At 40.6% G+C, this 24,981-nt stretch carries 22 protein-coding genes and 5 tRNA genes; 5 read left to right on the top strand and 22 right to left on the bottom strand.

The genetic code is table 11. The annotated features are described in order from the left end of the window. Nucleotides 1-6: 6 nt before the first annotated feature. The 22 genes from FO440_RS11075 to rpsU all read right to left on the bottom strand — a co-directional run bounded on the left by FO440_RS11075 (nt 7) and on the right by rpsU (nt 20,524). On the bottom strand, nt 7-2,520 hold the full coding sequence (locus tag FO440_RS11075; RefSeq protein ID WP_144248332.1) for an SLBB domain-containing protein: 2,514 nt from the start codon (nt 2,518-2,520) through the stop codon (nt 7-9). A 53-nt stretch (nt 2,521-2,573) separates the two neighbouring features. Then, entirely contained in the window at nt 2,574-2,810 is a 237-nt protein-coding gene (locus FO440_RS11070; RefSeq protein WP_144248331.1) for a hypothetical protein, read from the bottom strand. Between the two features lie 124 nt (nt 2,811-2,934). Beyond that, entirely contained in the window at nt 2,935-3,876 is a 942-nt protein-coding gene (gene fcl, locus FO440_RS11065; RefSeq protein ID WP_144248330.1) for a GDP-L-fucose synthase, read from the bottom strand. Continuing rightward, nucleotides 3,876-4,841 carry a bifunctional heptose 7-phosphate kinase/heptose 1-phosphate adenyltransferase gene (locus FO440_RS11060; RefSeq protein WP_144248329.1) on the bottom strand — a complete coding sequence of 322 codons (966 nt, stop codon included), beginning with the start codon at nt 4,839-4,841 and terminating at the stop codon, nt 3,876-3,878. The genes fcl and FO440_RS11060 overlap by 1 nt, the downstream gene beginning before the upstream one ends. A 69-nt stretch (nt 4,842-4,910) precedes the next feature. Beyond that, on the bottom strand, nt 4,911-5,222 hold the full coding sequence (locus FO440_RS11055; protein ID WP_144248328.1) for a DUF3467 domain-containing protein: 312 nt from the start codon (nt 5,220-5,222) through the stop codon (nt 4,911-4,913). Between the two features lie 68 nt (nt 5,223-5,290). Further along, nucleotides 5,291-9,580: a DNA-directed RNA polymerase subunit beta' gene (rpoC, locus tag FO440_RS11050; protein WP_144248327.1), complete on the bottom strand. Its 4,290-nt coding sequence runs from the start codon at nt 9,578-9,580 to the stop codon at nt 5,291-5,293. A 107-nt stretch (nt 9,581-9,687) separates the two neighbouring features. Next, nucleotides 9,688-13,491 carry a DNA-directed RNA polymerase subunit beta gene (gene rpoB / locus FO440_RS11045; RefSeq protein ID WP_144248326.1) on the bottom strand — a complete coding sequence of 1,268 codons (3,804 nt, stop codon included), beginning with the start codon at nt 13,489-13,491 and terminating at the stop codon, nt 9,688-9,690. 199 nt (nt 13,492-13,690) lie between these two features. After that, on the bottom strand, nt 13,691-14,074 hold the full coding sequence (gene rplL, locus FO440_RS11040) for a 50S ribosomal protein L7/L12 (protein WP_144248325.1): 384 nt from the start codon (nt 14,072-14,074) through the stop codon (nt 13,691-13,693). 60 nt (nt 14,075-14,134) lie between these two features. Then, the gene (gene rplJ, locus FO440_RS11035; RefSeq protein ID WP_144248324.1) at nt 14,135-14,653 is read right to left on the bottom strand and encodes a 50S ribosomal protein L10; all 519 of its coding nucleotides are present in this window, start codon (nt 14,651-14,653) and stop codon (nt 14,135-14,137) included. Nucleotides 14,654-14,655: 2 nt separating this feature from the next. Next, nucleotides 14,656-15,354 carry a 50S ribosomal protein L1 gene (rplA, locus tag FO440_RS11030; protein WP_144248323.1) on the bottom strand — a complete coding sequence of 233 codons (699 nt, stop codon included), beginning with the start codon at nt 15,352-15,354 and terminating at the stop codon, nt 14,656-14,658. A 28-nt stretch (nt 15,355-15,382) separates the two neighbouring features. Further along, on the bottom strand, nt 15,383-15,823 hold the full coding sequence (gene rplK / locus FO440_RS11025; protein ID WP_144248322.1) for a 50S ribosomal protein L11: 441 nt from the start codon (nt 15,821-15,823) through the stop codon (nt 15,383-15,385). A gap of 123 nt (nt 15,824-15,946) precedes the next feature. Next, a complete protein-coding gene (nusG, locus tag FO440_RS11020; protein WP_144248321.1) occupies nt 15,947-16,489 on the bottom strand; it encodes a transcription termination/antitermination protein NusG in 543 nt (180 codons plus the stop codon). Nucleotides 16,490-16,503: 14 nt separating this feature from the next. After that, nucleotides 16,504-16,698, bottom strand: coding sequence for a preprotein translocase subunit SecE (secE, locus tag FO440_RS11015; RefSeq protein WP_144248320.1), 195 nt, complete (start codon nt 16,696-16,698; stop codon nt 16,504-16,506). 21 nt (nt 16,699-16,719) lie between these two features. After that, a tRNA-Trp gene (locus FO440_RS11010) sits at nt 16,720-16,790 on the bottom strand. Nucleotides 16,791-16,910: 120 nt separating this feature from the next. Further along, entirely contained in the window at nt 16,911-18,098 is a 1,188-nt protein-coding gene (tuf, locus tag FO440_RS11005; protein ID WP_144248319.1) for an elongation factor Tu, read from the bottom strand. 64 nt (nt 18,099-18,162) lie between these two features. Next, nucleotides 18,163-18,234, bottom strand: a tRNA-Thr gene (locus FO440_RS11000). A 96-nt stretch (nt 18,235-18,330) separates the two neighbouring features. Continuing rightward, nucleotides 18,331-18,403: transfer RNA gene (locus FO440_RS10995), tRNA-Gly, on the bottom strand. 93 nt (nt 18,404-18,496) lie between these two features. Beyond that, a tRNA-Tyr gene (locus tag FO440_RS10990) sits at nt 18,497-18,577 on the bottom strand. A gap of 85 nt (nt 18,578-18,662) precedes the next feature. Further along, nucleotides 18,663-18,735, bottom strand: a tRNA-Thr gene (locus FO440_RS10985). Nucleotides 18,736-18,990: 255 nt separating this feature from the next. After that, on the bottom strand, nt 18,991-19,338 hold the full coding sequence (gene hpf / locus FO440_RS10980) for a ribosome hibernation-promoting factor, HPF/YfiA family (RefSeq protein WP_144248318.1): 348 nt from the start codon (nt 19,336-19,338) through the stop codon (nt 18,991-18,993). A gap of 12 nt (nt 19,339-19,350) precedes the next feature. Beyond that, the gene (locus FO440_RS10975) at nt 19,351-20,241 is read right to left on the bottom strand and encodes a tyrosine-type recombinase/integrase (protein WP_144248317.1); all 891 of its coding nucleotides are present in this window, start codon (nt 20,239-20,241) and stop codon (nt 19,351-19,353) included. 88 nt (nt 20,242-20,329) lie between these two features. Beyond that, the gene (gene rpsU / locus FO440_RS10970; protein ID WP_144248316.1) at nt 20,330-20,524 is read right to left on the bottom strand and encodes a 30S ribosomal protein S21; all 195 of its coding nucleotides are present in this window, start codon (nt 20,522-20,524) and stop codon (nt 20,330-20,332) included. 182 nt (nt 20,525-20,706) lie between these two features. Between rpsU and FO440_RS10965 the strand changes: the two genes are divergently transcribed. The 5 genes from FO440_RS10965 to FO440_RS10945 all read left to right on the top strand — a co-directional run bounded on the left by FO440_RS10965 (nt 20,707) and on the right by FO440_RS10945 (nt 24,977). Beyond that, the gene (locus FO440_RS10965) at nt 20,707-22,284 is read left to right on the top strand and encodes a PAS domain-containing sensor histidine kinase (RefSeq protein WP_144248315.1); all 1,578 of its coding nucleotides are present in this window, start codon (nt 20,707-20,709) and stop codon (nt 22,282-22,284) included. 57 nt (nt 22,285-22,341) lie between these two features. Further along, nucleotides 22,342-22,887 carry a hypothetical protein gene (locus FO440_RS10960; protein ID WP_144248314.1) on the top strand — a complete coding sequence of 182 codons (546 nt, stop codon included), beginning with the start codon at nt 22,342-22,344 and terminating at the stop codon, nt 22,885-22,887. 69 nt (nt 22,888-22,956) lie between these two features. Beyond that, nucleotides 22,957-23,808: a bifunctional helix-turn-helix domain-containing protein/methylated-DNA--[protein]-cysteine S-methyltransferase gene (locus FO440_RS10955; RefSeq protein WP_144248313.1), complete on the top strand. Its 852-nt coding sequence runs from the start codon at nt 22,957-22,959 to the stop codon at nt 23,806-23,808. 200 nt (nt 23,809-24,008) lie between these two features. Further along, nucleotides 24,009-24,272 (top strand): Ada metal-binding domain-containing protein, encoded by a 264-nt coding sequence (locus FO440_RS10950; RefSeq protein WP_144248312.1) that lies wholly within the window; start codon nt 24,009-24,011, stop codon nt 24,270-24,272. Between the two features lie 114 nt (nt 24,273-24,386). After that, the gene (locus tag FO440_RS10945) at nt 24,387-24,977 is read left to right on the top strand and encodes an alpha-ketoglutarate-dependent dioxygenase AlkB family protein (protein WP_144248311.1); all 591 of its coding nucleotides are present in this window, start codon (nt 24,387-24,389) and stop codon (nt 24,975-24,977) included. The last annotated feature ends 4 nt before the right edge of the window (nt 24,978-24,981 follow it).

Here is a 24,981-nt window from a genome sequence, read left to right as displayed (position 1 = left end):
TACTAATTATCGTTTAGAGCTTATTACAAGACTTACTACTATGGCACCTAATGACGCTAAACCAGTAGCAAAACCTAAAATTAGCTGAGCTGTGTTATTGTTGCCCGGTAGTTTTTTAGGTATAAAAATTTCGCTGCCAGGTTTTACTTTAGGATGAATATTGAAAAAAAGAAATTTAGAGGTTCCTTTTACCGTTCCGTTAGGGTATACAATATAAGCACCCCGCTTTAAAGCTTTTGGTGCATAGCCACCTGCATTTAAAACGTATCCTCTAAAATTTTTACCTCCGGTGTAAACTATTGCACTCGGGTATAATACTTCTCCGTTTACCCTAACCAATTGTTGTTGTTTAGGTACTCGTAAAACGTCTCCATTCTCTAATATCAAATCATCGCCAGTTCCTGCGCCTTGTAATATTTTTTTTAGGTTAATACCGATATAATTATTTCTTAATTGTGCCGTATCAGTAGTGGTTTTAACAGAATCTTTGTCTTTAGCAGTATAGGTTCCTTGAAACCGCTTTAACCTCTCATTTCGCTCTCTGTTCAATTCAGTAGTATCGATCTTGTTTTTGTCTACACCCAGTACAGCCTCGTTGTCACGTTTCAAACTACCGCCGTCAACATCTGCAGATGCGGTTAATCCACCAGCCCGTGCAACCAGGTCTGATATTTTTTCATTTTTCTTTTGTATAGTATAATACCCTGGATAAATAACTTCTCCCTCAACTTTAACTATTTTTTGTATTTCATAACCAGGTTGGCTGTATACAGAAACAATATCAAACGGTTTTAATGAAAAAATAATATCTGCAAATTTTAAATTAGTGTCAACGTTTACACTAAATACCTGGGCCACTTTACTATCTTTTATGGTAGGATCACTATCATATATCCTGCGTGATACCTCGATACGTTTAGGGCTGGCTCCTTCTGAAAAACCACCTGCTTTAATGATAAGATCAGCCACTTTCATACTATCTGCATAAGCAAAGTCACCTGGTTTTCTTACCTGACCCTTTATAGTAACCTTATATTTATCATGTAAATCAAACTTTGAGGTAATACTCACGCTATCCTCTCTTTGCAGGACAATATCAGCAGATGCTTTAGTCATAGCATCCTGAATACTAAATGATAATTGATAAGTTGAGTTATCTGGATTAAGCCTTGTAATACTACCACGACCTGTAAAAGCGTCCTCTTTTAAACCTCCGGCGTTCTTAATCAATTGCGATACGGTTAATCCGTCCTGCAGCTCAAAATCACCAGGCATAAATACGGCACCGTTTATAGTTACTCTATTCTCATAACGGTCAATAATCCTGCTGATCGTAAATTTATCACCCCGTAACGGAATGTATGTTTTATAATCTTTTTCAAAAATATCTTTAAAACGATATTGCTGACCGCTTACCTGTATAACTTTTATACGTGGTGTGTAAGCACGATCTGTAAAACCACCGCTAAAGCGTAGCAAATCTTGCAGCGTTTCGTTAGGTAATGTTTCAAATAAACCAGGTATTTTTACCTCGCCTTTTAATTCAACACGTTTGTCATAGGCGGGCACATAAACTACATCCTGATCCTGAAGAACAATATTGTCTTTTTGGCTACCATTTACTAAAAGATCATATAAGTCCAGGTGTCGTATTACTTTGTTATTTCTCCTGACCTGTATTTGCCTGAATGAACCTATATCATTAGGGCCGCCGGCTGCGTACAAAGCGTTAAACACAGACGATAATGATGACAAAGTATACGTACCCGGTTTAGCTAATTCGCCCTGCAAACTTACGCTAATACTGCGTATGTTACCTACATTAACCTGTACATTAGTTCCGCGGCCTATAGCATAATTATTTGTGGCCAATTTGCTTTTTATCTGTTCGGTGGCTCTTTCAATTGTTTTGCCTGCAACATTTACTATTCCTACCCCAGGTATATTAATATTACCTTCCGGAGATACAGTTAAGTTCCAATTAGCTACAGAATTTCCATAAACATTAATAGTTAGCTGGTCATCAGGTCCTACAACATAATTAACGGGTGTTGCAATTTTTAAATTTGGCTGAAACGTATTGGGATTATTATTCCTGAAAAGAGATGCACCAAATATTTTTGGTTGCAATTCCTTAAAAACATCAATTCTGTTATTTTGTCTTGAAGTATCACCTTGCTGATAATTTGCACGCCGTGATTGAGATATTGTATCAGCATTATTGCCTCCGCCATAATTAGCCGTATTACCATCTTTTCGGCGTACTTCGGTAATTCTTGCTTGCAAACGCTGTATTTGTGCGGTCGGTAAATTTCTGTTTTGGGCTAACTGTAACAACTGTGCATCACTTACTCCCTGTGATTGAGCATTTTGTAACAACTGCCTTATCTGGTCATCCGAAAGGTCATCTACATTAACATTTGACATGTTTTGCGGAATAGATTGAGCTGATACTGGTTTATAAGCTAAAATACTTATGAAAACCAGCAACACAGATAAGTACTTTTTAATATTATTCATTTAATTTTTATTACACTATGCCAATAGCATTCGCAAACAGGTTTATATTTTAATTAAAATACATTATAATAACAATCAAATTTAGCTGATTGGTAATGAGAAATTTGAAGTACAGTTGCTTTTAATTCATTAATACGGCTTTGTTTAGTACCAAAGCTATTTACGTTATATTTATTCGTAAACCTAACTGCCAGATTCAAATAAATATATTCCAAATCAATGACAGCTATTAGTATATCTTCAAGGTTTTGAAAAAGTTTAGGTGATTGATTTGGTTGTTGATCAAACATTATTCTTGACTCAAGAGATAAATTACAAAGATATATTTTTAATCAACAAACAGGCTTCCGATTTATAATCTCTGAATAAAAGCTTTTTTATAACTAGTTAAACAGTATCTGTAGCTTTTTTGGGTTATGCAATGCGTGTATTTTCATTCACCAAAAAATCATGATAAGCCAATCTTATCCCATCCTCTAATTCAATTGTATGTTTCCATCCTTTATCATGCAGTTTACTAACATCCATTAATTTTCTTGGTGTACCATCGCTCTTAGAGGTGTCAAATTTAATTTCGCCTGTATATCCAATAATTTTTTTGATAAGGAGAGCTAGATCTTTGATTGACAGATCTTCACCTGTCCCTATGTTTATAAGGCCAGGTGCATCATAAGTTTTCATTAAAAAATAACAAGCTTCTGCTAAATCATCTGCAAATAAAAATTCACGTTTGGGCGTTCCGGTTCCCCAAATGGTTACTGTTTCAAACCCTTGTTCTTTTGCTTCATGAAACCTGCGGATCAAAGCAGGTAGTACATGCGAGTTTTGCGGGTGATAATTGTCATTATAACCGTAAAGATTAGTAGGCATTACTGATATATAGTTACAACCATATTGTGCCCTGTAAGCATCGCACATTTTTATCCCGGCGATTTTCGCAATAGCGTAGGGTTCGTTAGTTTCTTCAAGTAAACCGGTGAGCAGGTATTCTTCTTTAAGCGGCTGGGGAGCAAGCTTTGGATAAATGCAGCTTGAACCTAAAAACATCAACTTTTTTACGCCGTTAACATATGATGAATGGATAACATTATTCTGGATTTGCAGGTTCTCATACAAAAAATCGGCCCGGTAAGTATTGTTTGCTACAATACCGCCAACCTTAGCCGCCGCTAAAAACACGTATTCTGGTTTTTCCTGTGCAAAAAAATCAGCTACGTCTTGCTGGTTGCGCAGGTCAAGGTCAGCTGATACACGGGTGATAATATTGGTAAATCCTTCTTTTTGTAGTTTACGGTAAATTGCCGAACCTACCATCCCCCGATGACCGGCTATATATATTTTGGAAGCCTTTTCCATTATTTGTTGTTATTCAGATTGTTAATTTCGTCCAGCGTTGCCACGGCACTGCCAAACTTGGCCACTACAATCGCAGCAGCGCTGTTTGCAAAATCGCAAGCCTGGGATATTGACAGACTATTGGCTAATGCAAAACTTAATGCGGCAACTACCGTATCGCCGGCACCGGTTACATCAAAAACATCAAGTGCCTTTGTCGGCTTTTTATCAAGCTTGCCGTTGCTGTAGATTGCAATGCCATCTTCTGACAGGGTAACAACCACCGTTTTACAGGCTGTAACATCCGCAATTTTTTTACAGGCTTGTTCAAGCGTAACATCATCAACAATATTTATTCCTGATGCCAATGACGCTTCTTTTTTATTAGGTTTGATCAGGGTAGCATTGCGATACTTTGACAGATCCTTATACTTTGAATCGACAATGGTGCTTACATTATGTCCATTGCATAGTTTTATGATCTTATCTACCAGGTATGAGCTCAACGCACCTTTACAATAATCAGATAATATTACCGCATCTATTTCCATGATCTTTGCTTCTAACGACTGGTAGATCTCGTCTGCTATCTCGTCGCTGCAATAAAACTTATCTTCTTTATCTAAACGGATCAACTGGTGGCGGTTTACACTTACACGTGTTTTTATGGTTGTACGACGGTTATTGTCTTTTATCAGTTCATAAAAACCCGGATTCAGTTTTTCCAATTCATCTACTACAATGGCGCTTGTATCATCATTGCCATTAAGGCTAATGAGCGAGCCCTGGGCGCCAAATGCCTGTAAGTTTTTCAGCACATTACCCGCACCGCCCAGGCTGTAAAATTCGCCGGTAACATCAACAACCTGTACAGGTGCTTCGGGCGAAATACGATCACACGAACCATTGATATAATGGTCGATCATGATATCGCCTATTACACAAATTCTTGCTTTTTTATGCTCAGGAAAATTGAATTGGGGCATCTTTGGTTTTAGATAGATTAAAAATAAAATGCAAATATCGTTAATTCGGCACGAAAAACGATATGCAGTTTATGCTTGTCCCATTGTGCCACCAAAGTTCATGGGGAATGATGACGGATCTTGCTGTATTTTAATACGGCCATTAGCGGCCTCATACTTTTCAATATTATCCTCAAGCGCAGTTAATAATCTTTTGGCATGCTCAGGAGTAATAATGATGCGTGATTTTACTTTAGCTTTTGGGGTACCGGGCATTATCCTGATAAAATCAAGTACAAACTCCTGGTTTGAGTGGGTTATAATTGCAAGATTTGAATAAATACCTTCTGCAATTTCTTCAGAAAGCTCAATATTCAATTGATTTTCGTTTTGTTCTTCCATAGTGTAAAAATAGCAAAAGCCTTCCGTTTTGCGGAAGGCTTGCTAATTTTATTATTTGCTTATGCTGATTAAGCTTCTACTTCTTCAGCTTTTGAAGCCATTAAGCGATCAAATTCTTCCTGAGAACCTACACGGATATTTTCGTATTCGCGTAAACCTGTTCCTGACGGAATTAAGTGACCAACAATAACGTTTTCTTTCAAGCCAAGCATGCTATCTTTCTTACCTGCAATGGCTGCCTCGTTAAGAACCTTGGTAGTTTCCTGGAACGATGCTGCAGATATGAACGATTTAGTACCTAATGATGCCCTGGTAATACCTTGCAACATTGGGCTTGAGGTAGCTGCTATAGCATCACGCACTTCAACAAGCTTCATGTCTCTGCGTTTTAAAACTGAGTTTTCGTCTCTCAATTTTCTTACAGAAACTATCTGGCCTGCTTTAAGCGTGTTTGAATCTCCCGGATCTGTAACCACCTTTTTGTCAAAGATGTCATCATTTTCCAGCATGAAATCCCAGCTGTCAACAGCTTCTTTTTCTAAGAAACGGGTATCGCCTGCATCTTCGATAGACACTTTCTGCATCATTTGGTGAACGATAACCTCGAAGTGTTTATCATTGATCTTCACACCTTGTAAACGGTAAACTTCCTGAATACCGTTAACCAGGTACTCTTGCACCGCAGCAGGGCCTTTAATAGCCAGGATGTCGGCAGGAGATATTGAACCATCAGACAATGGCATACCGGCTTTAACAAAGTCATTATCCTGTACAAGGATGTGTTTAGACAATGGAACTAGGTATTTTTTAACTTGTCCGTCTTTTGATTCGATGGTGATCTCACGATTACCACGTTTAACGCCACCTAATGTTACAACACCGTCAATCTCGGTAACTACAGCAGGGTTTGATGGGTTACGTGCTTCAAATAACTCTGTTACACGTGGTAAACCACCGGTGATATCCCTTGTTTTACCTGTTGAACGAGGTATTTTAGCAATGATCTGTCCTGTTTGTAGTTTCTCGCCTTCATCAACAGCGATGTGAGCGCCTACAGGGATGTTATATCCTTTAATTAGATTTCCTTTACCGTCAGTTACCTGGATAGAAGGGTTTTTAGTTTTATCCCTTGTATCGATGATAACTTTTTCGCGGTGACCGGTTTGTTCGTCAGATTCTTCACGGAAAGTGATACCCTCTAATACGGCTTCAAACTGCGCAACACCTGCAAATTCTGATATGATAACCGCGTTGTACGGATCCCATGAACAGATACGGTCGCCACGTTTGATCTTGCTACCGTCTTTAATGTATAAGTATGAACCGTAAGGTATGTTGTTGGTAACAATAACTTTATTGCTTCCTTCTTCAACAATACGGAACTCGCCAGAACGACCTAATACTACGTCAACAGCGCCTTCTTCAGCAGTTTGGTAAGTTACAGTACGAACGTTTTCAAACTCGATGATACCATCAAATTTAGCGTTGATCTGTGACTCGGCCGCGATGTTTGACGCGGTACCACCCACGTGGAAGGTACGTAACGTTAACTGTGTACCCGGCTCACCAATTGACTGTGCAGCAATTACACCAACAGCCTCACCTTTTTGCACGCGTTTACCGCTTGCCAGGTTACGGCCGTAGCATAGTGCACAAACACCACGCTTGCTTTCGCAGGTTAATACCGAACGTATTTCAATACCTTCTAAAGGCGAATTTTCAATTGTTTTACCAATTTCTTCAGTGATGTCCTGACCTGCCGATACTAACAATTGGTTAGTAATAGGGTCAAACACGTCGTGTAATGAAGTACGGCCCAAGATACGGTCATATAATGGTTCAACAATATCCTCGTTATCTTTTAATGCAGTTGTGTAGATACCTCTTAAAGTACCGCAATCAACCATACCAACAATCATATCCTGCGCAACGTCATGTAAACGACGGGTTAAGTAACCCGCATCCGCCGTTTTCAACGCCGTATCCGCCAAACCTTTACGTGCACCGTGGGTAGAGATAAAGTACTCTAATACCGACAGGCCTTCTTTAAAGTTTGATAAGATCGGGTTTTCAATGATCTCGCCACCTGAACCTGATTTTTGAGGCTTAGCCATCAAACCACGCATACCTGCAAGCTGACGGATCTGCTCTTTTGAACCACGCGCGCCTGAATCCAACATCATGTAAACTGAGTTGAAGCCCTGGTTATCGTTACTCAGGATGTCCATCACATTCGCGGTTAAGCGGTTGTTGATACGGGTCCAGATATCGATAATTTGGTTATAACGCTCATTGTTGGTAATGAAACCCATGTTGTAGTTACTCATTACCTCTTCAACTTGCTTAGAAGCAGTTTCAATTAAGGTAACTTTCTCTGCAGGGATATTGATATCCTTCAGGTTAAATGATAAACCACCCTGGAACGCCATTTTAAATCCTAATTCCTTAATATCATCAAGGAACTGGGCAGCGCGTGCCATACCGGTAATTTTTACTACTTCACCAATAATATCACGTAATGATTTCTTAGTCAATAGCTCATTGATATAACCAACCTCGGCAGGTACATGCTCATTGAACAATACACGGCCTACAGTAGTATCAATAACTTTATTAACTATCTTGCCATCACGCTCTTTAACGTTAGTTTTAACTTTAATGAACGCGTGCAGGTCAAGTTTTTTCTCGTTATAAGCAATGATAACTTCTTCAGAAGAGTAGAAAGTTAATCCTTCGCCTTTTACAACGCGGGTAGCATCAGTTTTACGGCCTTTGGTTATGTAGTACAAACCAAGCACCATGTCCTGTGATGGAACGGTAATAGGTGTTCCGTTAGCAGGGTTTAATATGTTGTGCGACGCAAGCATTAATACCTGTGCCTCTAATATTGCCGCGTTACCCAGTGGTACGTGTACCGCCATCTGGTCACCGTCAAAATCCGCGTTGAAAGCGGTACAGGTTAACGGGTGCAGTTGGATAGCTTTACCTTCAACCAGTTTTGGCTGGAATGATTGTATACCTAACCTGTGTAGCGTAGGTGCACGGTTTAATAATACGGGGTGGCCTTTTAATACGTTTTCAAGGATATCCCATACTAACGGATCTTTACGGTCAACTATCTTTTTAGCAGATTTTACTGTTTTAACCACACCACGCTCAATCATCTTGCGAATGATAAATGGTTTAAACAGCTCGGCAGCCATATCTTTTGGTAAACCGCACTCGTGTAATTTAAGGTTAGGACCTACAACAATTACAGAACGGGCAGAGTAATCCACACGTTTACCCAATAAGTTTTGACGGAAACGGCCTTGTTTACCTTTCAGGATGTCTGAAAGTGATTTCAATGCACGGTTACCTTCAGTTTTTACCGCGTTAACTTTACGTGAGTTATCAAATAACGAGTCTACAGCTTCCTGTAACATACGTTTTTCGTTACGTAAAATCACCTCCGGTGCTTTGATCTCGATCAAACGTTTTAAACGGTTGTTACGGATAATTACACGACGGTAAAGGTCATTCAGATCTGACGTTGCAAAACGGCCACCTTCAAGAGGTACTAACGGGCGCAACTCCGGCGGGATAACCGGAACGATCTTAACGATCATCCACTCAGGGTTATTCTCGATACGTGTTTTTGCACCACGGAAAGCCTCAACAACCTGTAAGCGTTTTAACGCTTCGTTTTTACGTTGTTGTGAAGTCTCGGTAGCAGCCTGGTGGCGTAAGCTAAATGATAATTCGTCAAGGTCAATACGTTTTAATAATTCTTCCAGAGCTTCTGCACCCATTTTGGCTACAAATTTCTGAGGATCCTTATCGTCAAGGTATTGGTTTTCTTTCGGAAGGGTATCTAATATATCCAGGTATTCTTCTTCAGTAAGGAAATCCATTTTGTTGATTCCGTCACTTTCTTTAACACCGGGCTGGATAACTACATATCTTTCATAATATATGATCAGATCAAGACGCTTTGTAGGTAAGCCCAATAAGTAACCAATTTTATTTGGCAACGAACGGAAATACCAGATGTGAGCAACCGGAACCACCAAATTAATGTGTCCCATACGCTCACGACGTACTTTTTTCTCGGTTACTTCAACACCGCAACGATCACAAACTATACCCTTGTAACGGATACGTTTGTATTTACCGCAATGGCACTCATAATCTTTAACCGGACCAAAAATACGCTCGCAAAATAAACCATCGCGCTCAGGTTTATAGGTCCTGTAGTTGATGGTTTCGGGTTTTAAAACTTCACCGCTTGAACGCTCAAGAATAGCCTCTGGCGAAGCTAAGCTGATGGTGATAGTAGTAAAATTACTTTTGATTTTATTATCCTTTTTGTAAGACATAGTCTCCTTTGTTTTAATTTTTGAATAATTGAATTATTGAATGATTGAATTCATTTTATTGAAGGGATTGAATCACTCAATAATTCAATCCCTCAATAATTCAATAATTATTCTAAAGTGATATCCAGACCTAAACCTCTTAATTCATGAACCAATACATTGAATGATTCAGGAACTGAAGGCGTTGGCAGGTTTTCACCTTTAACAATAGCCTCATAAGTTTTGGCACGGCCAACAACATCATCCGATTTAACGGTTAATATTTCCTGCAGGATATTTGATGCACCAAATGCTTCTAATGCCCAAACCTCCATCTCACCAAAACGCTGACCACCAAACTGGGCTTTACCACCCAATGGCTGTTGTGTAATCAATGAGTATGGCCCGATAGAACGCGCGTGCATCTTATCGTCAACCATGTGGCCCAGTTTAAGCATGTAGATAATACCTACAGTGGTTTGCTGATCAAAACGATCACCGGTTAAACCATTATATAAGTATGTACGGCCTGACTCAGGGATACCGGCTTTTTTAACCCACTCCTCAACTTCTTCATGGCTTGCACCATCAAAAATCGGGGTCGCGAATTTAATGCCCAGTTCTTTACCTGCCCAGCCTAATACAGTTTCATAGATCTGACCAAGGTTCATACGTGAAGGTACACCCAGCGGGTTCAACACAATATCAACCGGTGTTCCGTCTTCTAAGAAAGGCATATCCTCGTCACGTACAATACGCGCTACGATACCTTTGTTACCGTGACGGCCTGCCATTTTATCACCTACTTTAAGCTTACGCTTTTTAGCGATATAAACTTTAGCCATTTGTACGATACCAGATGGAAGCTCATCACCTACGCTGATAGCAAATTTATCACGACGGTAAGCACCCAGTTCTTCATTAACTTTAATGTTATAGTTATGAAGCAATAATTTTATCTGGTCGTTTTTGTCATCATCAGTTGTCCATTTTGTTGGGTTGATGTTTTCATAATTTAACTCAGTTAAAATCTTTTGAGTGAATTTAACGCCTTTAGGTACCAGTAGCTCTTTGTAAACATTGCTTACGCCTTGTGATGTTTTACCGTTAACAATCTCAAATAACTTCTCGATCAAAGTATTTTTAAGATCTTTTACAGCTTTTTCATGTTTAGTATCAAGCCTTTCTATCTGTGCTTTTTCTTCTGCCTTAGTAGTTTTCTTAGCACGTGAGAATAATTTGGTATCAATTACAACACCCGCGATAGACGGCGGAGTTTTTAATGACGCGTCTTTAACGTCACCTGCTTTATCACCAAATATGGCACGTAATAATTTCTCTTCCGGCGATGGGTCAGACTCACCTTTAGGGGTGATCTTACCGATCAGGATGTCGCCTTCTTTAACCTCAGCACCAACACGGATGATACCGTCTTCGTCAAGGTCTTTAGTAGCTTCTTCTGATACGTTAGGGATATCCGGAGTTAACTCTTCTTCACCACGTTTGGTATCACGTACTTCTAATTCAAACTCTTCAACGTGCAATGAAGTAAAGATATCCTGAGATACTACACGCTCAGAAATAACGATCGCATCCTCAAAGTTATAACCCTGCCAAGGCATGAATGCCACTTTAAGGTTACGGCCTAAGGCTAACTCGCCATCCTGAGTTGCATAGCCCTCGCAAAGCACTTGCCCTTTTTCAACTCTTTCGCCTTTTTTAACAATTGGCTTCAAGTTAATAGTTGTGCTTTGGTTGGTTTTCTTAAACTTAGTTAAGATATAGCTTTTTGAATCGCCTTCGAAAGAAACCAAACGGTCCAATTCGTCACGATCATATTTAATTACTATCTGGTTTGCATCCACATACTCAACAACGCCATCACCTTCGGCATTGATCAGCGTACGTGAATCTTTTGCAACACGGCCTTCTAATCCGGTACCAACAATCGGCGACTCAGGGCGCAATAAAGGCACTGCCTGGCGCTGCATGTTTGAACCCATCAGGGCACGGTTAGCATCATCATGCTCAAGGAACGGGATCAATGATGCCGCAATAGACGTGATCTGGTTTGGCGCAATGTCCATCAAATCTAATCTTTCAGGCTCAATGATAGGGAAATCACCTTCAAAACGGGCTTTAACTTTTGGTGTAGCAAATTCGCCTTTATCATCATAAACAGCGTTTGCCTGGCCTATAGTTTTGCCGTCTTCATCCTCGGCTGATAAATAGATAACCTCTTCCTGTACCTGTACTTTACCGTTAACCACACGTTTGTATGGAGTTTCGATAAAGCCTAAGTTATTGATCTTAGCATGTACGCAAAGTGATGATATCAAACCAATGTTAGGTCCTTCAGGAGTTTCGATAGTACACAACCTACCGTAGTGGGTGTAGTGAACGTCACGAACCTCGAAACCTGCACGCTCACGAGACAGACCACCGGGCCCTAAGGCTGACAGACGACGCTTGTGCGTAATCTCTGCCAGTGGATTGGTTTGATCCATGAACTGTGATAACTGGTTTGTTCCGAAGAACGAGTTGATCACAGATGATAATGTACGTGCGTTGATCAGGTCGGTTGGTGTAAATACCTCGTTGTCACGGATATTCATACGCTCACGGATGGTACGTGCCATACGTGCTAAACCAACACCAAACTGAGCATATAATTGCTCACCTACAGTACGTACGCGACGATTTGACAAGTGATCAATATCATCCACCTCGGCTTTTGAGTTGATTAATTTGATCAGATATTTAACTATCGCAATGATATCCTGTTTAGTTAAAACCTTAGTTTCTTCTGATGTGCTCAGTTTCAACTTACGGTTAATGCGGTACCTGCCCACATCACCAAGGTCATAACGTTTGTCAGAGAAGAATAAACGATCGATGATACCACGAGCAGTTTCCTCATCAGGTGGTTCAGCGTTACGTAATTGACGGTAGATATGCTCAACCGCTTCTTTCTCTGAGTTTGAAGTATCCTTTTGTAAGGTATTGTATATAATAGTGTAATCACCGCTGGTAGCAGCATCTTCCTTGTTCAGGATGATGGTTTTAACACCGGCATCAATGATCATGTCAATGTGATCATCTTCAAGCACGGTTTCACGCTCCAGGATAATTTCGTTACGGTCAATAGAAACAACTTCACCGGTATCCTCATCCACAAAATCCTCAACCCATTTCTTTAAAACCCTTGCAGCCAGTTTACGGCCGATGAATTTTTTAAGACCTGATTTACTAACCTTAACCTCGTCTGCCAGTTCAAATAACTCTAATATGTCTTTATCAGAATCATAACCGATGGCACGAAGCAAAGTTGTTACCGGGAATTTCTTTTTACGGTCAATGTAAGCATACATTACGTTGTTAACGTCTGTAGCAAACTCAATCCATGAACCCTTGAACGGGATAACACGGGCAGAGTATAACTTGGTACCGTTGGTGTGACGGCTCTGGCCAAAGAACACACCCGGCGAACGGTGTAGTTGTGATACAATTACACGTTCTGCACCGTTAATAACAAATGTTCCTTTAGGTGTCATGTAAGGGATAGTTCCCAAATACACATCCTGAACAATTGTTTCAAAATCTTCGTGCTCGGCATCATTACAAGACAAGCGAAGTTTTGCTTTTAACGGCACGCTGTAAGTTAACCCGCGCTCAATACACTCGCGTATATCATAACGTGGCGGATCAATAAAATAATCAAGAAACTCCAGGACGAAGATGTTTCTTGAATCTGAAATTGGAAAGTTTTCGGCAAACACTTTAAACAAGCCTTCTTTGTGACGGTTGTCTGAAGTAGTTTCTAATTGAAAAAATTCCTGGAAAGATTGCAACTGCACATCCAGAAAATCGGGGTAATCAAGTACCTTTCTGCTGGTTGCAAAGTTTACTCTTTGTGCTTTTTTGTTTGCCAAGGTATTTTAATTTTAGTTTATTAATAAACTTGTGTAGACTATGAGATTTGAGATATGAGATTTGAGATGATGCTTAAACAAGATCGCCTTGCTAAACGCCCGCTTCTAATAGCTCAAATCTGTAATCAAACCTTTATAAACAGCAATAGACCCCGACCAAATATGGTCGGAGTCTGATGCTATGAGTATTGTGGTTAACTTATTTAACCTCAACTACCGCTCCGGCTTCTTCTAATTGAGTTTTAAGAGACTGTGCTTCTTCTTTAGATACGCCAGTTTTAACTTCTTTTGGTGCACCGTCAACAAGATCTTTTGCTTCTTTCAAACCTAAACCGGTTAAGTCTTTTACTAATTTAACAACAGCTAATTTTGAGCCACCTGCTTCTTTCAGGATAACGTCAAATGCTGTTTGTTCAGCAGCAGCAGCAGGAGCGTCATCGCCACCAGCTGGAGCAGCAGCAACAGCAACAGCTGCAGCAGCAGGCTCAATGCCATACTCGTCTTTTAAGATCTGAGCTAATTCGTTTACTTCTTTTACTGTCAAGTTAACTAACTGTTCAGCAAATGCTTTTAAATCCGCCATTTTATTATATTTTTTACTTTAATGCTTTGTTTTTAATGATCAAACTTTAAGGTGTTTGAATTAACCTCTTTCTTGTAATGTTTTTACTAATCCTGCCAATGTATTTCCGCCTGACTGCAGTGCAGAGATAACATTTTTCGCTGGTGATTGCAGTAAGCCGATAACTTCACCGATCAATTGTTCCTTAGATTTCAATTTAGTTAAGGTATCGATCTGGTTGTCGCCGATAAATATTGCCGAGTCAATATATGCTGCTTTTAAAACCGGTTTGTCACCTTGTTTTCTTAACTGTTTGATCAGCTTTGCCGGGGCAGTTGCTGATTTTGAGAAAAGAATTGATGATGAACCTTTTAATACATCATATATACCAGCGTAATCACCGCCTGCTGCTTCCATAGCTTTTTTGATCAAGCTATTTTTTGCAACCTGCATTTTGATATCGCTGTCGAAACATTTACGACGGATGTCATTGATTTTTGCAACCGTTAAGTCTGAAGTATCAGTAATATAAAAATTACCGTATTCCTTCATTTGTTCAGTGAGGGCAAGAACAAGGTCGTGTTTTTCTTCTTTATTCATGATTAAATTCCCGCTACTGATTTTGTTTCTACTGTTATCCCCGGAGACATAGTTGAAGAGATATGAATGCTCTTAAAATATGTTCCTTTAGCTGATGATGGTTTTAATTTAGAAAGAACCTGCAATACTTCTAATGCGTTCTCATAAATTTTATCAGCAGGGAAAGATGATTTACCTATTGAGGTATGAATGATACCGGTTTTGTCAACCTTGAAATCGATCTTACCACCTTTAACCTCAGTTACAGCTTTTCCAACTTCCGGAGTTACTGTACCCGATTTAGGGTTAGGCATTAAGTTACGCGGACCAAGCACACGGCCTAATCTACCTACTTTAGCCATAACGCTTGGCATAGTGATGATAATGTCAACATCAGTCCATCCACCTTCAATCTTGGCGATATAGTCGTCCAAACCTACGTAATCTGCACCTGCGTCTTTAGCTTCTTGCTCCTTGTCTGGAGTACAAAGAACTAAAACACGTACAGTTTTACCGGTTCCATGAGGCAATGTTGCAATACCACGTACCATTTGATTGGCTTTACGGGGGTCAACACCTAAACGCACATCTATATCAACTGATGCATCAAATTTAGTTAAGGTTAATTCCTTTACCAATGCTGAAGCATCTTGTAATGTATACGATTTATTAGCCTCAATTTTGGAGAGCGCCACTTTTTGATTTTTTGTTAATCTAGCCACTGTCTTAAACTGATTTGTATAAATTTAATTAATTCCAGGGTGCCGTACCTGATACGGTTATCCCCATGCTGCGGGCAGTACCTGCTACCATTTTCATGGCTGATTCTATTGTAAACGCGTTTAAGTCTACCATTTTATCTTTAGCAATTGCCTCAACCTGATCCCAGTTTACACTGGCAACCTTTTTACGGTTAGGCTCTGCAGAACCACTCTTTAAGCCTGATACTTCCAATAATTGGATAGCTACAGGAGGAGTTTTAATGATAAAATCGAATGACTTGTCAACGTAAACAGTAATAAGCACAGGTAACACTTTACCAGGTTTATCCTGGGTACGTGCATTGAACTGCTTGCAAAACTCCATTATGTTCACCCCTTTTGCACCTAATGCAGGTCCGATTGGAGGTGATGGGTTTGCAGCGCCGCCCTTTACTTGCAGCTTAACCATCGCACCGACTTCTTTTGCCATTTTGCTTTTTTATTTAATTATTCAATGTTATAAAGTGGAAGCTATGTAACATTTTTTATCAGGTTGTGACACCCAATGTCTTTGTTTATAAAATCCGGGTTCGTTACGATCCCGGAATAAAAACTACTCTTTTTCTACTTGCATGTAATTCAATTCAAGCGGCGTACGGCGGCCGAATATCTTTACCATTACTTTCAATTTCTTTTTCTCTTCGTTAACCTCTTCAATCACACCGCTAAACCCGTTGAAAGGACCATCCATTACTTTAACGTTTTCGCCAACGTAATACGGTACATTCATGGTTTCGCCCTGTGCGCTCATCTCATCAACCTTACCTAAAATACGGTTAACTTCTGCCTGGCGTAAAGGGATTGCATTACCTGCTTTATCCCCAAGGAAACCTATAACGCTGTTTACGTTTTTAATGACGTGCTCAAGCTCGCCGTCTAACTGCGCCTCCATCAATACATAACCCGGAAAATAGTTACGCTCTTTAGCTATCTTTTTTCCGTCGCGCATCTGGTAATATTTCTCGGTAGGTATTAAAACCTGCGGTACCAAATGTGTAATGCCTAAACGGGCAATCTCTGCGTCTATATATTGCTTAACCTTTTTTTCTTTACCGCTTATTGCGCGTACAACGTACCATTTTAATTGATCACTCATTCTTATTATATATATTAAGCCAGTGAACTATAAAACTTATTAAGCAGAAGGCCTATGATCTGATCCATACCAAATATCAGCATGGCTATAATAATTGCCGCTACTAATACTAATATAGCGCTGCTTTGCAGCTCGCGCCAGGTTGGCCAGGTTACTTTCTCGGTCAACTCTATGTATGATTCTTTAAGATATTCAGATACGTTAGCCATTCTTTGTTATTTGCTATTATGCACGGGAACAAGGATTCGAACCCTGATCAAAGGTTTTGGAGACCTCTATTCTACCGTTGAACTATTCCCGTGTATACTTTAAACCCCGGATTAACCGAAGGAACATTATAATATTGATAAAGTACCCTGGCAAATGCCGGGGTACTTTACAAAAAAATTAACCGTTTTTATTCCCTTGAAAGGGTTTGAAATTATTTTAAAATTTCAGTTACCTGGCCGGCACCTACAGTTCTGCCACCTTCACGGATAGCGAAACGTAAGCCTTTTTCCATTGCGATAGCGTTGATCAACTTTACAGTGATTGTAACGTTATCACCAGGCATAACCATTTCAACACCTTCAGCTAAGGTAATTTCACCTGTAACGTCTGTTGTACGGAAATAGAATTGCGGACGGTATTTGTTAAAGAATGGCGTGTGACGTCCACCTTCTGCTTTTGATAATACGTAAACTTCTGCTTTGAAATCAGTGTGCGGGTTAACTGAACCTGGTTTGCAAATAACCATACCACGACGGATATCAGTTTTTTCAATACCACGTAACAATAAACCTACGTTGTCACCAGCTTCGCCACGGTCAAGGATCTTACGGAACATCTCAACACCAGTTACGGTTGATTTCAAGTTCTCAGCACCCATACCTAATATATCAACCTGTTCGCCAGAGTTGATTACACCACGCTCAATACGACCGGTTGCAACAGTACCACGACCAGTGATCGAGAATACGTCCTCAACAGGCATCAAGAATGGAAGATCTGTCAAACGTGGAGGAATTGGGATGTAGCTATCAACAGCGTCCATCAATTCCATAATTTTTCCAACCCATTTCGGATCAGCATTTAAGCCACCCAAAGCAGAACCTTGGATAACAGGGATATCATCACCAGGGAAATCATAGAATGATAATAGCTCACGGATTTCCATTTCTACTAATTCTAATAATTCCGGATCATCAACCATATCCACTTTATTCATGAATACAACCAATGAAGGTACACCTACCTGACGAGCCAAAAGGATGTGCTCGCGAGTTTGTGGCATCGGACCGTCAGTTGCAGCAACTACGATGATAGCACCGTCCATTTGCGCCGCACCTGTAACCATGTTTTTCACATAATCCGCGTGACCTGGACAGTCAACGTGTGCATAGTGACGGTTAGCAGTTGAATACTCAACGTGTGCTGTATTGATAGTAATACCACGCTCTTTTTCTTCAGGAGCTGAGTCAATTGAATCAAATGAACGAGCTTCTGATAAACCTGCATCAGCTAATACTTTAGTGATAGCTGCAGTAAGGGTTGTTTTGCCGTGGTCAACGTGACCGATTGTACCGATGTTTAAGTGCGGTTTACTGCGGTCAAACTTTTCTTTTGCCATGATTTATTTTATTATTTGTAGGTTAATTTATATTCTTAATTATTATTATACGCTTTATACGTTGAGCCAACAATGGGATTTGAACCCATGACCTCTTCCTTACCAAGGAAGTGCTCTACCCCTGAGCTACGTCGGCTTTTGTTTGTTCATTGGTTCACTCGTTCAGTAGTTTATTGGTGTTTAGCGGCAGCCACTAATGAACAAATGAACTAACCAACCAATGAACCAACCGAGCGGAAGACGAGGTTCGAACTCGCGACCTATAGCTTGGAAGGCTATCGCTCTACCAACTGAGCTACTTCCGCTTTTTTTTCAATGAATGAATGAGTGATTTATTGAATTATTGATTTTTGTTATTCACTCAATCAACAATTCGCTAATTCACTCATTCAAACTTGTGGGGGGAGAAGGATTCGAACCTTCGTAGCCGAAGCAACGGATTTACAGTCCGTCCCATTTGACCGCTCTGGTATCCCCCCGCTTGCTAATTATTGAATGTTTTAATTAGTGAATGAGTGAATGTTAATTCAATAATTCATTAATTCTGCAATTCAACATTAACAGAGCCTCCTATCGGGATCGAACCAATGACCTACTGATTACAAGTCAGTTGCTCTACCAGCTGAGCTAAGGAGGCTTATTATTTGAGCTTATTTATCGCCGGGCTTGTAAACCCTTAGATTAAGAACCGGCGAAGATGCGATTATTTTTTTAAGCTTTATAATTTTTATTTTAAAGAACCAATTCCTTTTGTTCAAGGAGTGCGATACACACCTCTCCGAAAGGGATTGCAAATTTACAAATAAATAACGCCCCACAAAATTTTTTATCAAAAAAAATCGACGGCCTTTTTGACCGTCGATTTTTTGAAAATATTATGGGTTTTTTATCGTTAAATTTCCTCTTCGGTTGATGCCAATACGGCTCTTTTAACCTCTTGAGCAGCAATCTCTTTTCGTTTTTTATGCTTACCTATTTGTTTGCGCAGGCTCTCAATGGCAAGGTCTGTGGCCTCTTCAAAAGTTTTACATTGCTCCTTCGCAAAAATTTGGTTGCCGGGTAACTGCAGCTTTATTTCAGTAATCTTATTTGCTTCGTCTTCTACATTTTCAAGCTTTAAATAAACTTCTCCATTTATAATATTGTCATAAAAGGTATCCAGCTTATCGGCTTTTTTCTGAATAAATTCTAATAATCCTTTGTCTGCAGTAAAATGAATTGATTGCACTGTAATTTTCATGGTTCCTCCTTTTTATGCCTTTGGATGGGCGAGTTTATAAATAGACTTTAATCGTTCTACAGAGTTATGCGTATAAATTTGAGTGGCGCTTAGGTTAGCGTGGCCCAGTAATTCTTTAATCGCATTTAAATCGGCGCCAGCGTTTAAGAGGCTGGTTGCAAAGGTATGCCTCAACACGTGAGGGCTCTTTTTATTTTGGGTTGATATATGCGATAGATATTTCTGCACTGTTAGATAGATTAGCTTTGGATATGCATTTGCCCCTTTATCAGTAACGATCAATATTAACGAATTGTTACCAAAATTTTCACTTTTCTTTAACTCATTGTATTTCAGCAGCAAGTGCCGCAGTTCCTGGTTCAATGGTATAATACGCTCCTTATTGCGCTTGCCTAAAACCTTTACCGTACCTTCATAAGTATTAATGTCGCTCTCTTTTATACCCAGTAATTCGGCAAGGCGTATGCCGGTACCAAACAGCATTTCAATAATAAGCTTATCTCGGGTGCCGCTAAAGTCGTCGCTAAACACCTCGCCGTTATCCAACATCTGGGTAAGGCGCGCGTCTTCAACAACAACGGGCAGATGTTTGGGTATTTTAGGCGTATTGATCTTTGATGCCGGGTTAACGGTCAGTATCCCCTCCTGCACCAAAAATTTAAAATATTTGCGCAGTGTAGCAATTTTACGATTAACGGAGCGAGCTGTAAGCTGCTGGTTCATTAACTCAACCATCCAGTTACGGATATGGTAGTGGGTAATTTCCTGGGGATGTGATATGATTTGATCAGGGTAGTTAAGGAAACCTATAAACTGATCAAGATCTGACTGATAAGCAGATACCGTATGCGGAGAGTACCGTTTTTCGAATTTAATATATTGTATAAAACGGTCTGTAAACATAAAAACTACTTGTACGTCCGAATTATGAATGTACAAATAGTTTTATATATGTTAGCAAGAAAAACTGAAAAAATTCTTTGCAGAATAATTAGACAGTTGTTTCAAGGTTCATGTTTTGCTTGTAAATGGCATGTTTGATCTCGTGACGACGAGATACTGATTTTTTCTCGAATGCCTGACGACTGCGTAGTTCGCGTAATACACCAGTTTTCTCAAATTTCTTTTTAAAGCGTTTTAATGCCTTGTCTAATGATTCGCCTTCTTTAACGTTGATAATGATCATAATTCCAATATACCTCCTTTCAGGGACGGCAAATGTACGCACAAAGTTTTGATTTACAAATAGGTTTTTTGAAATATGCAAATAATTAATTCAATTAATTGTACCGCAAACATTTTGAGTTGTATTTCTGTTTAATCTATCTATATTTAAATTTCTAAAATCCCAATCTATCTACCAAATAAATGAGTAAAGACATTTCTACGCAACCGCTATACCTACATTATTTACAAGGCGGCGGCGAGATGGGGAAACTTACCCGTGAGTACGACTGGAGCAATACGGTTTTAGGTAACCCCGAAGGCTGGTCGCAAAGTTTATTAACTACTATTGGCATCCTGCTAAACTCCCGCTTCCCGATGTTTTTGTGGTGGGGGCAAGATCTGATCCAGTTTTATAATGATGCTTACCGTCCAAGCCTTGGCAATAACGGTAAACACCCTACCGCTCTTGGCCAGCGCGGAATAGATTGCTGGCCTGAAATATGGCCGGTTATAGAACCTTTAATAGACAAAGTATTGGCGGGCGGCGAATCTTCATGGAGCGAAAACCAACTGATCCCCATCTATCGAAATGATAAATTGGAAGATGTTTACTGGACATTTAGCTACAGCGCTGTAATTGACGAAACCGGTAAACCGGGCGGCGTATTGGTAACCTGCAATGAAACTACCGAACAAGTAAATGCATATAACGCCATACAAAATGCCAAGAACGAACTGGAATTTGCCATTGAAGCAGCTGATCTGGGTACATGGGACCTTAACCCTAAAACCAACAGGTTTATTGGCAACCATCGCCTAAAGGAATGGTTTGGCGTTGCCGGCGATGAAGAGGTTGACTTAAATAATGCCATAACCGCTATTGCAGAAGAAGACCGCGAGCGTGTTGCCGAAGCTATTAATAAGGCAATAGCAAAAGGATCAGACGGAAATTATAACATTACTTATACTATACACAGTGAAGGCACAAGACGCATTGTTGAAGCAACAGGCCGAGCTAAGTTTGACGCTAATGGCGATGCTTATCAATTTAGTGGTATAATTCAGGATGTTACTGAAGAATATCAACTGCAGGTGCGTAAGGATGAATTTATCAGCGTAGCCAGCCATGAGTTAAAAACGCCTATAACATCGCTTAGCGCTTCAATACAGATCTTGCAGAAACTGGTTAAAACCAACCCCGGATCAGATAAAGTGCCTGTGTTTGTTAATAAGGCCAGCAATAACTTAAGCAAGCTGATACACCTGCTTGACGACCTTTTAAACGTAACCAAGATACAACAAGGGCAACTGGCCCTGAATATAAACCGGTTTGATCTTGTCGATTTGATCAAAGATAGCTGCGAGCATATCAACCCGCTGAATGAATATGAGTTTGTTTTTATTGGCGATACGCAGTTGATGATCTATGCCGATTACCGGCGTATTGACCAGGTGATGGTTAACCTGATAGGCAACGCCATCAAATACTCGCCGCAATCAAAACGGATAGAGATAACCGTTTTTCACGATGATGAAACGGCTACGGTTTCTGTACGTGATTTTGGTATAGGCATTAATCCGCAGAAGCTGCCGCACTTGTTTGACCGCTATTACCGCGTAGACGCTTTTGGCCACCAGTTTTCGGGGCTTGGCCTCGGGCTATACATTAGCGCGGAGATCATTGCGCGCCACAACGGTAAGATCGGCGTTGACAGCACCGTTGGCAACGGCAGTAATTTTTGGTTTAACCTGCCAATCGACGATAAATTAAACCTTTAGTAAACCAAAGCAGCAAAAAATTGGTTAGTTTTATATATCAACTTAAAATATCAGCCGATGAAACTCTTTTTTGCTATCCTTCTATCAACTGTATGTTCGTTCTGCTTTGGGCAAAGCAAAGCAGATAGTTATAATATAAGCATTGTATTTTTACCATCATTTAGCAGCCCCAGCAAGCTGCTTATAAAAAACACAGCCGACTCCACATTTATTGACCTTACTATACAACGCAAACAGGGCAGAAACCTCATCATAAGCGATGCAGCGTTTGTAAAAAAAGAAGACCTGGCCCCGCTAACCGATTTCTTAAAAGCGTACGACTTCCCCATCAAAGGGAAAGCAGATACCATGGCCGTACACAAGGGCTCTTTCTTCAAAGGCGATACCACAACCATATATGAGCTATACACCGGTGCCGATGGCGTGAACGTTTACGGCTTGCTTGACCAGAACGATGCGATCAGGAAATTTGCTTTTTGGACACCACAGAAAGGCTCTGACAACCATAAACTGGTCGACATTCTATTCGCCATTATGGATAGCGGCTTGAAGAAAAGAGAGAGCCGCACCTATATCAAAGCCCTGAAAGCTTACTTTAACTAAACACCGCAAGAAACGGGTTTTATGGCGTTCTGCAGGCTGATACTTTTGTATCAATAAATGACAACGATCATGGAAACGCAGAACGAAATTGATTATAAACGGATAGCCGAAGCCATAGAGTTTTTAAGGCTGAACTATAAACACCAGCCAACACTCGAAGAAGCGGCCGAACATGTAAACCTGAGCCCCTTCCACTTTCAGCGGATGTTTAAGGACTGGGCTGGCGTAACGCCCAAACAGTTTTTACAGTACCTTAGTATCGGCCACGCCAAAGCTATCTTAAAGGATAAAAGCGCTTCGTTATTTGACACCGCTTTTGAAACCGGCCTCTCAGGCACCGGCAGGCTGCACGACCTGTTTATCAAAGTTGAAGGCATGACACCAGGCGAGTACAAGAACGGCGGCGAACAGCTTAGCATTAATTACAGCTTTGCAGAAAGCCCCTTCGGGACCATCATTGTAGCATCGACCACCAAAGGCATTTGCTACATGGCCTTTGCTGATGGTAGTAACGACGATGCTTTTGACGAACTGAAAAAACACTTCCCCAACGCGCGGTATCAACAATTCCTGGATACCATACAGCAAAACGCGCTGTGCATATTTACACAGGATTGGGCCAAACTAAGCGATATCAAGCTGCACCTTAAAGGCACACCGTTCCAGCTAAAGGTTTGGGAAACATTGTTAAAGGTGCCTATGGGTAAACTGGTAACCTATGGCGGCCTGGCCGGTGGTTTGCAAAACGCCAATGCCAGCCGCGCGGTTGGCTCGGCGGTGGCTGACAACCCGGTTGCGTTCCTGATCCCCTGTCATCGGGTGATCAAAGCAACAGGCGAAACCGGGCAATATCATTGGGGCAGCCAACGCAAAAACGCCATGATAGGCTGGGAAGCATCCAAGGCTTTCGCCGGGGTGTAACCGTCTTGTTTTGGCTCACGAGAGTGTGTGCCACTTGAGCCAAGTGAGCCGATTATTTCAGTTAAATTGTTGATAATTAGAAATTTATTGAAATCCAGTGAGCCAAAATGAGCCAACGTTTAAGTTGGTAAACTTACAGTTAAAAATCGTATAAACAATTGTATATAAGACAATTGCGCTTTAATTATTTTTATTAATATATGATCCATCATAAAGACCTTGGTAATACACCATTCGCGTGGTTCAGGGTATTACAGTCGATGATGATTAAGGGCGATATTACTTTGGGCGGATATAAAAGAGGAAAGATCTACGGAACGTTATCCTGTGGATCGGGCAAACGGATGAAAACCGAAAACCGGGTTTTCTTCGCCAACGAGCAGGAAGCAGTAGCCGCAGGTTACCGTCCCTGCGGCAATTGCATGCCGCAGCAATATCAATTACGGAAACAGAAAGCGGGCTGAGCGGTTCCCCTCTTGAGAGGGGTGTAGGGGTGTGTCCTTCCGCCGACTGACACACCCCTTCCATCGCACTACCAAACACGCCCCCTCTCAAGAGGGGAACCTTATTTTAATTTTATGCATACAGAAACACCTACCAACCTTTTACCCTACGACGGCATTGTAAACTATTACGGCAAAGTAATGGACATTGCCGAAGCCAATAAATACCTGGATATTTTACTTGATACTATTCAGTGGAAAAATGATGAGGCCATTATTTTTGGCAGGCATATTGTCACTAAAAGAAAAGTGGCCTGGTATGGCGATGCGGGGTATAGCTACACTTACTCGAACACCACAAAGCAGGCATTGAACTGGACCAAAGAATTATTAGAACTCAAGGCATTGGCCGAGCGACTTACCGGCCAGGAATATAATTCGTGCCTGCTTAACCTGTACCATACCGGCGACGAAGGGATGGCCTGGCACAGCGATGATGAAAAATCTTTGGGTAAGGATACCTCGATAGCTTCGTTAAGTTTTGGCGCCGAACGGAAATTCGCGCTTAAGCATCGCGTTAGCAAAGAACCGGTTTCGCTAATATTAGAGAACGGCAGCCTCCTTGTAATGAAAGGCGCTACACAAACTAACTGGCTGCATAGCCTGCCCAAATCAAAAAAGATAATCACACCACGAGTAAATTTGACTTTCAGAACGATGGTTTAAAGGT

Source organism: Mucilaginibacter corticis, from assembly GCF_007558865.1.
In the GTDB taxonomy this organism is placed as follows: Bacteria; Bacteroidota; Bacteroidia; order Sphingobacteriales; family Sphingobacteriaceae; genus Mucilaginibacter; species Mucilaginibacter corticis.
The sequence above is the reverse complement of the archived record's forward strand: the minus strand, read 5'-3'. Positions and strand labels throughout refer to the sequence as shown.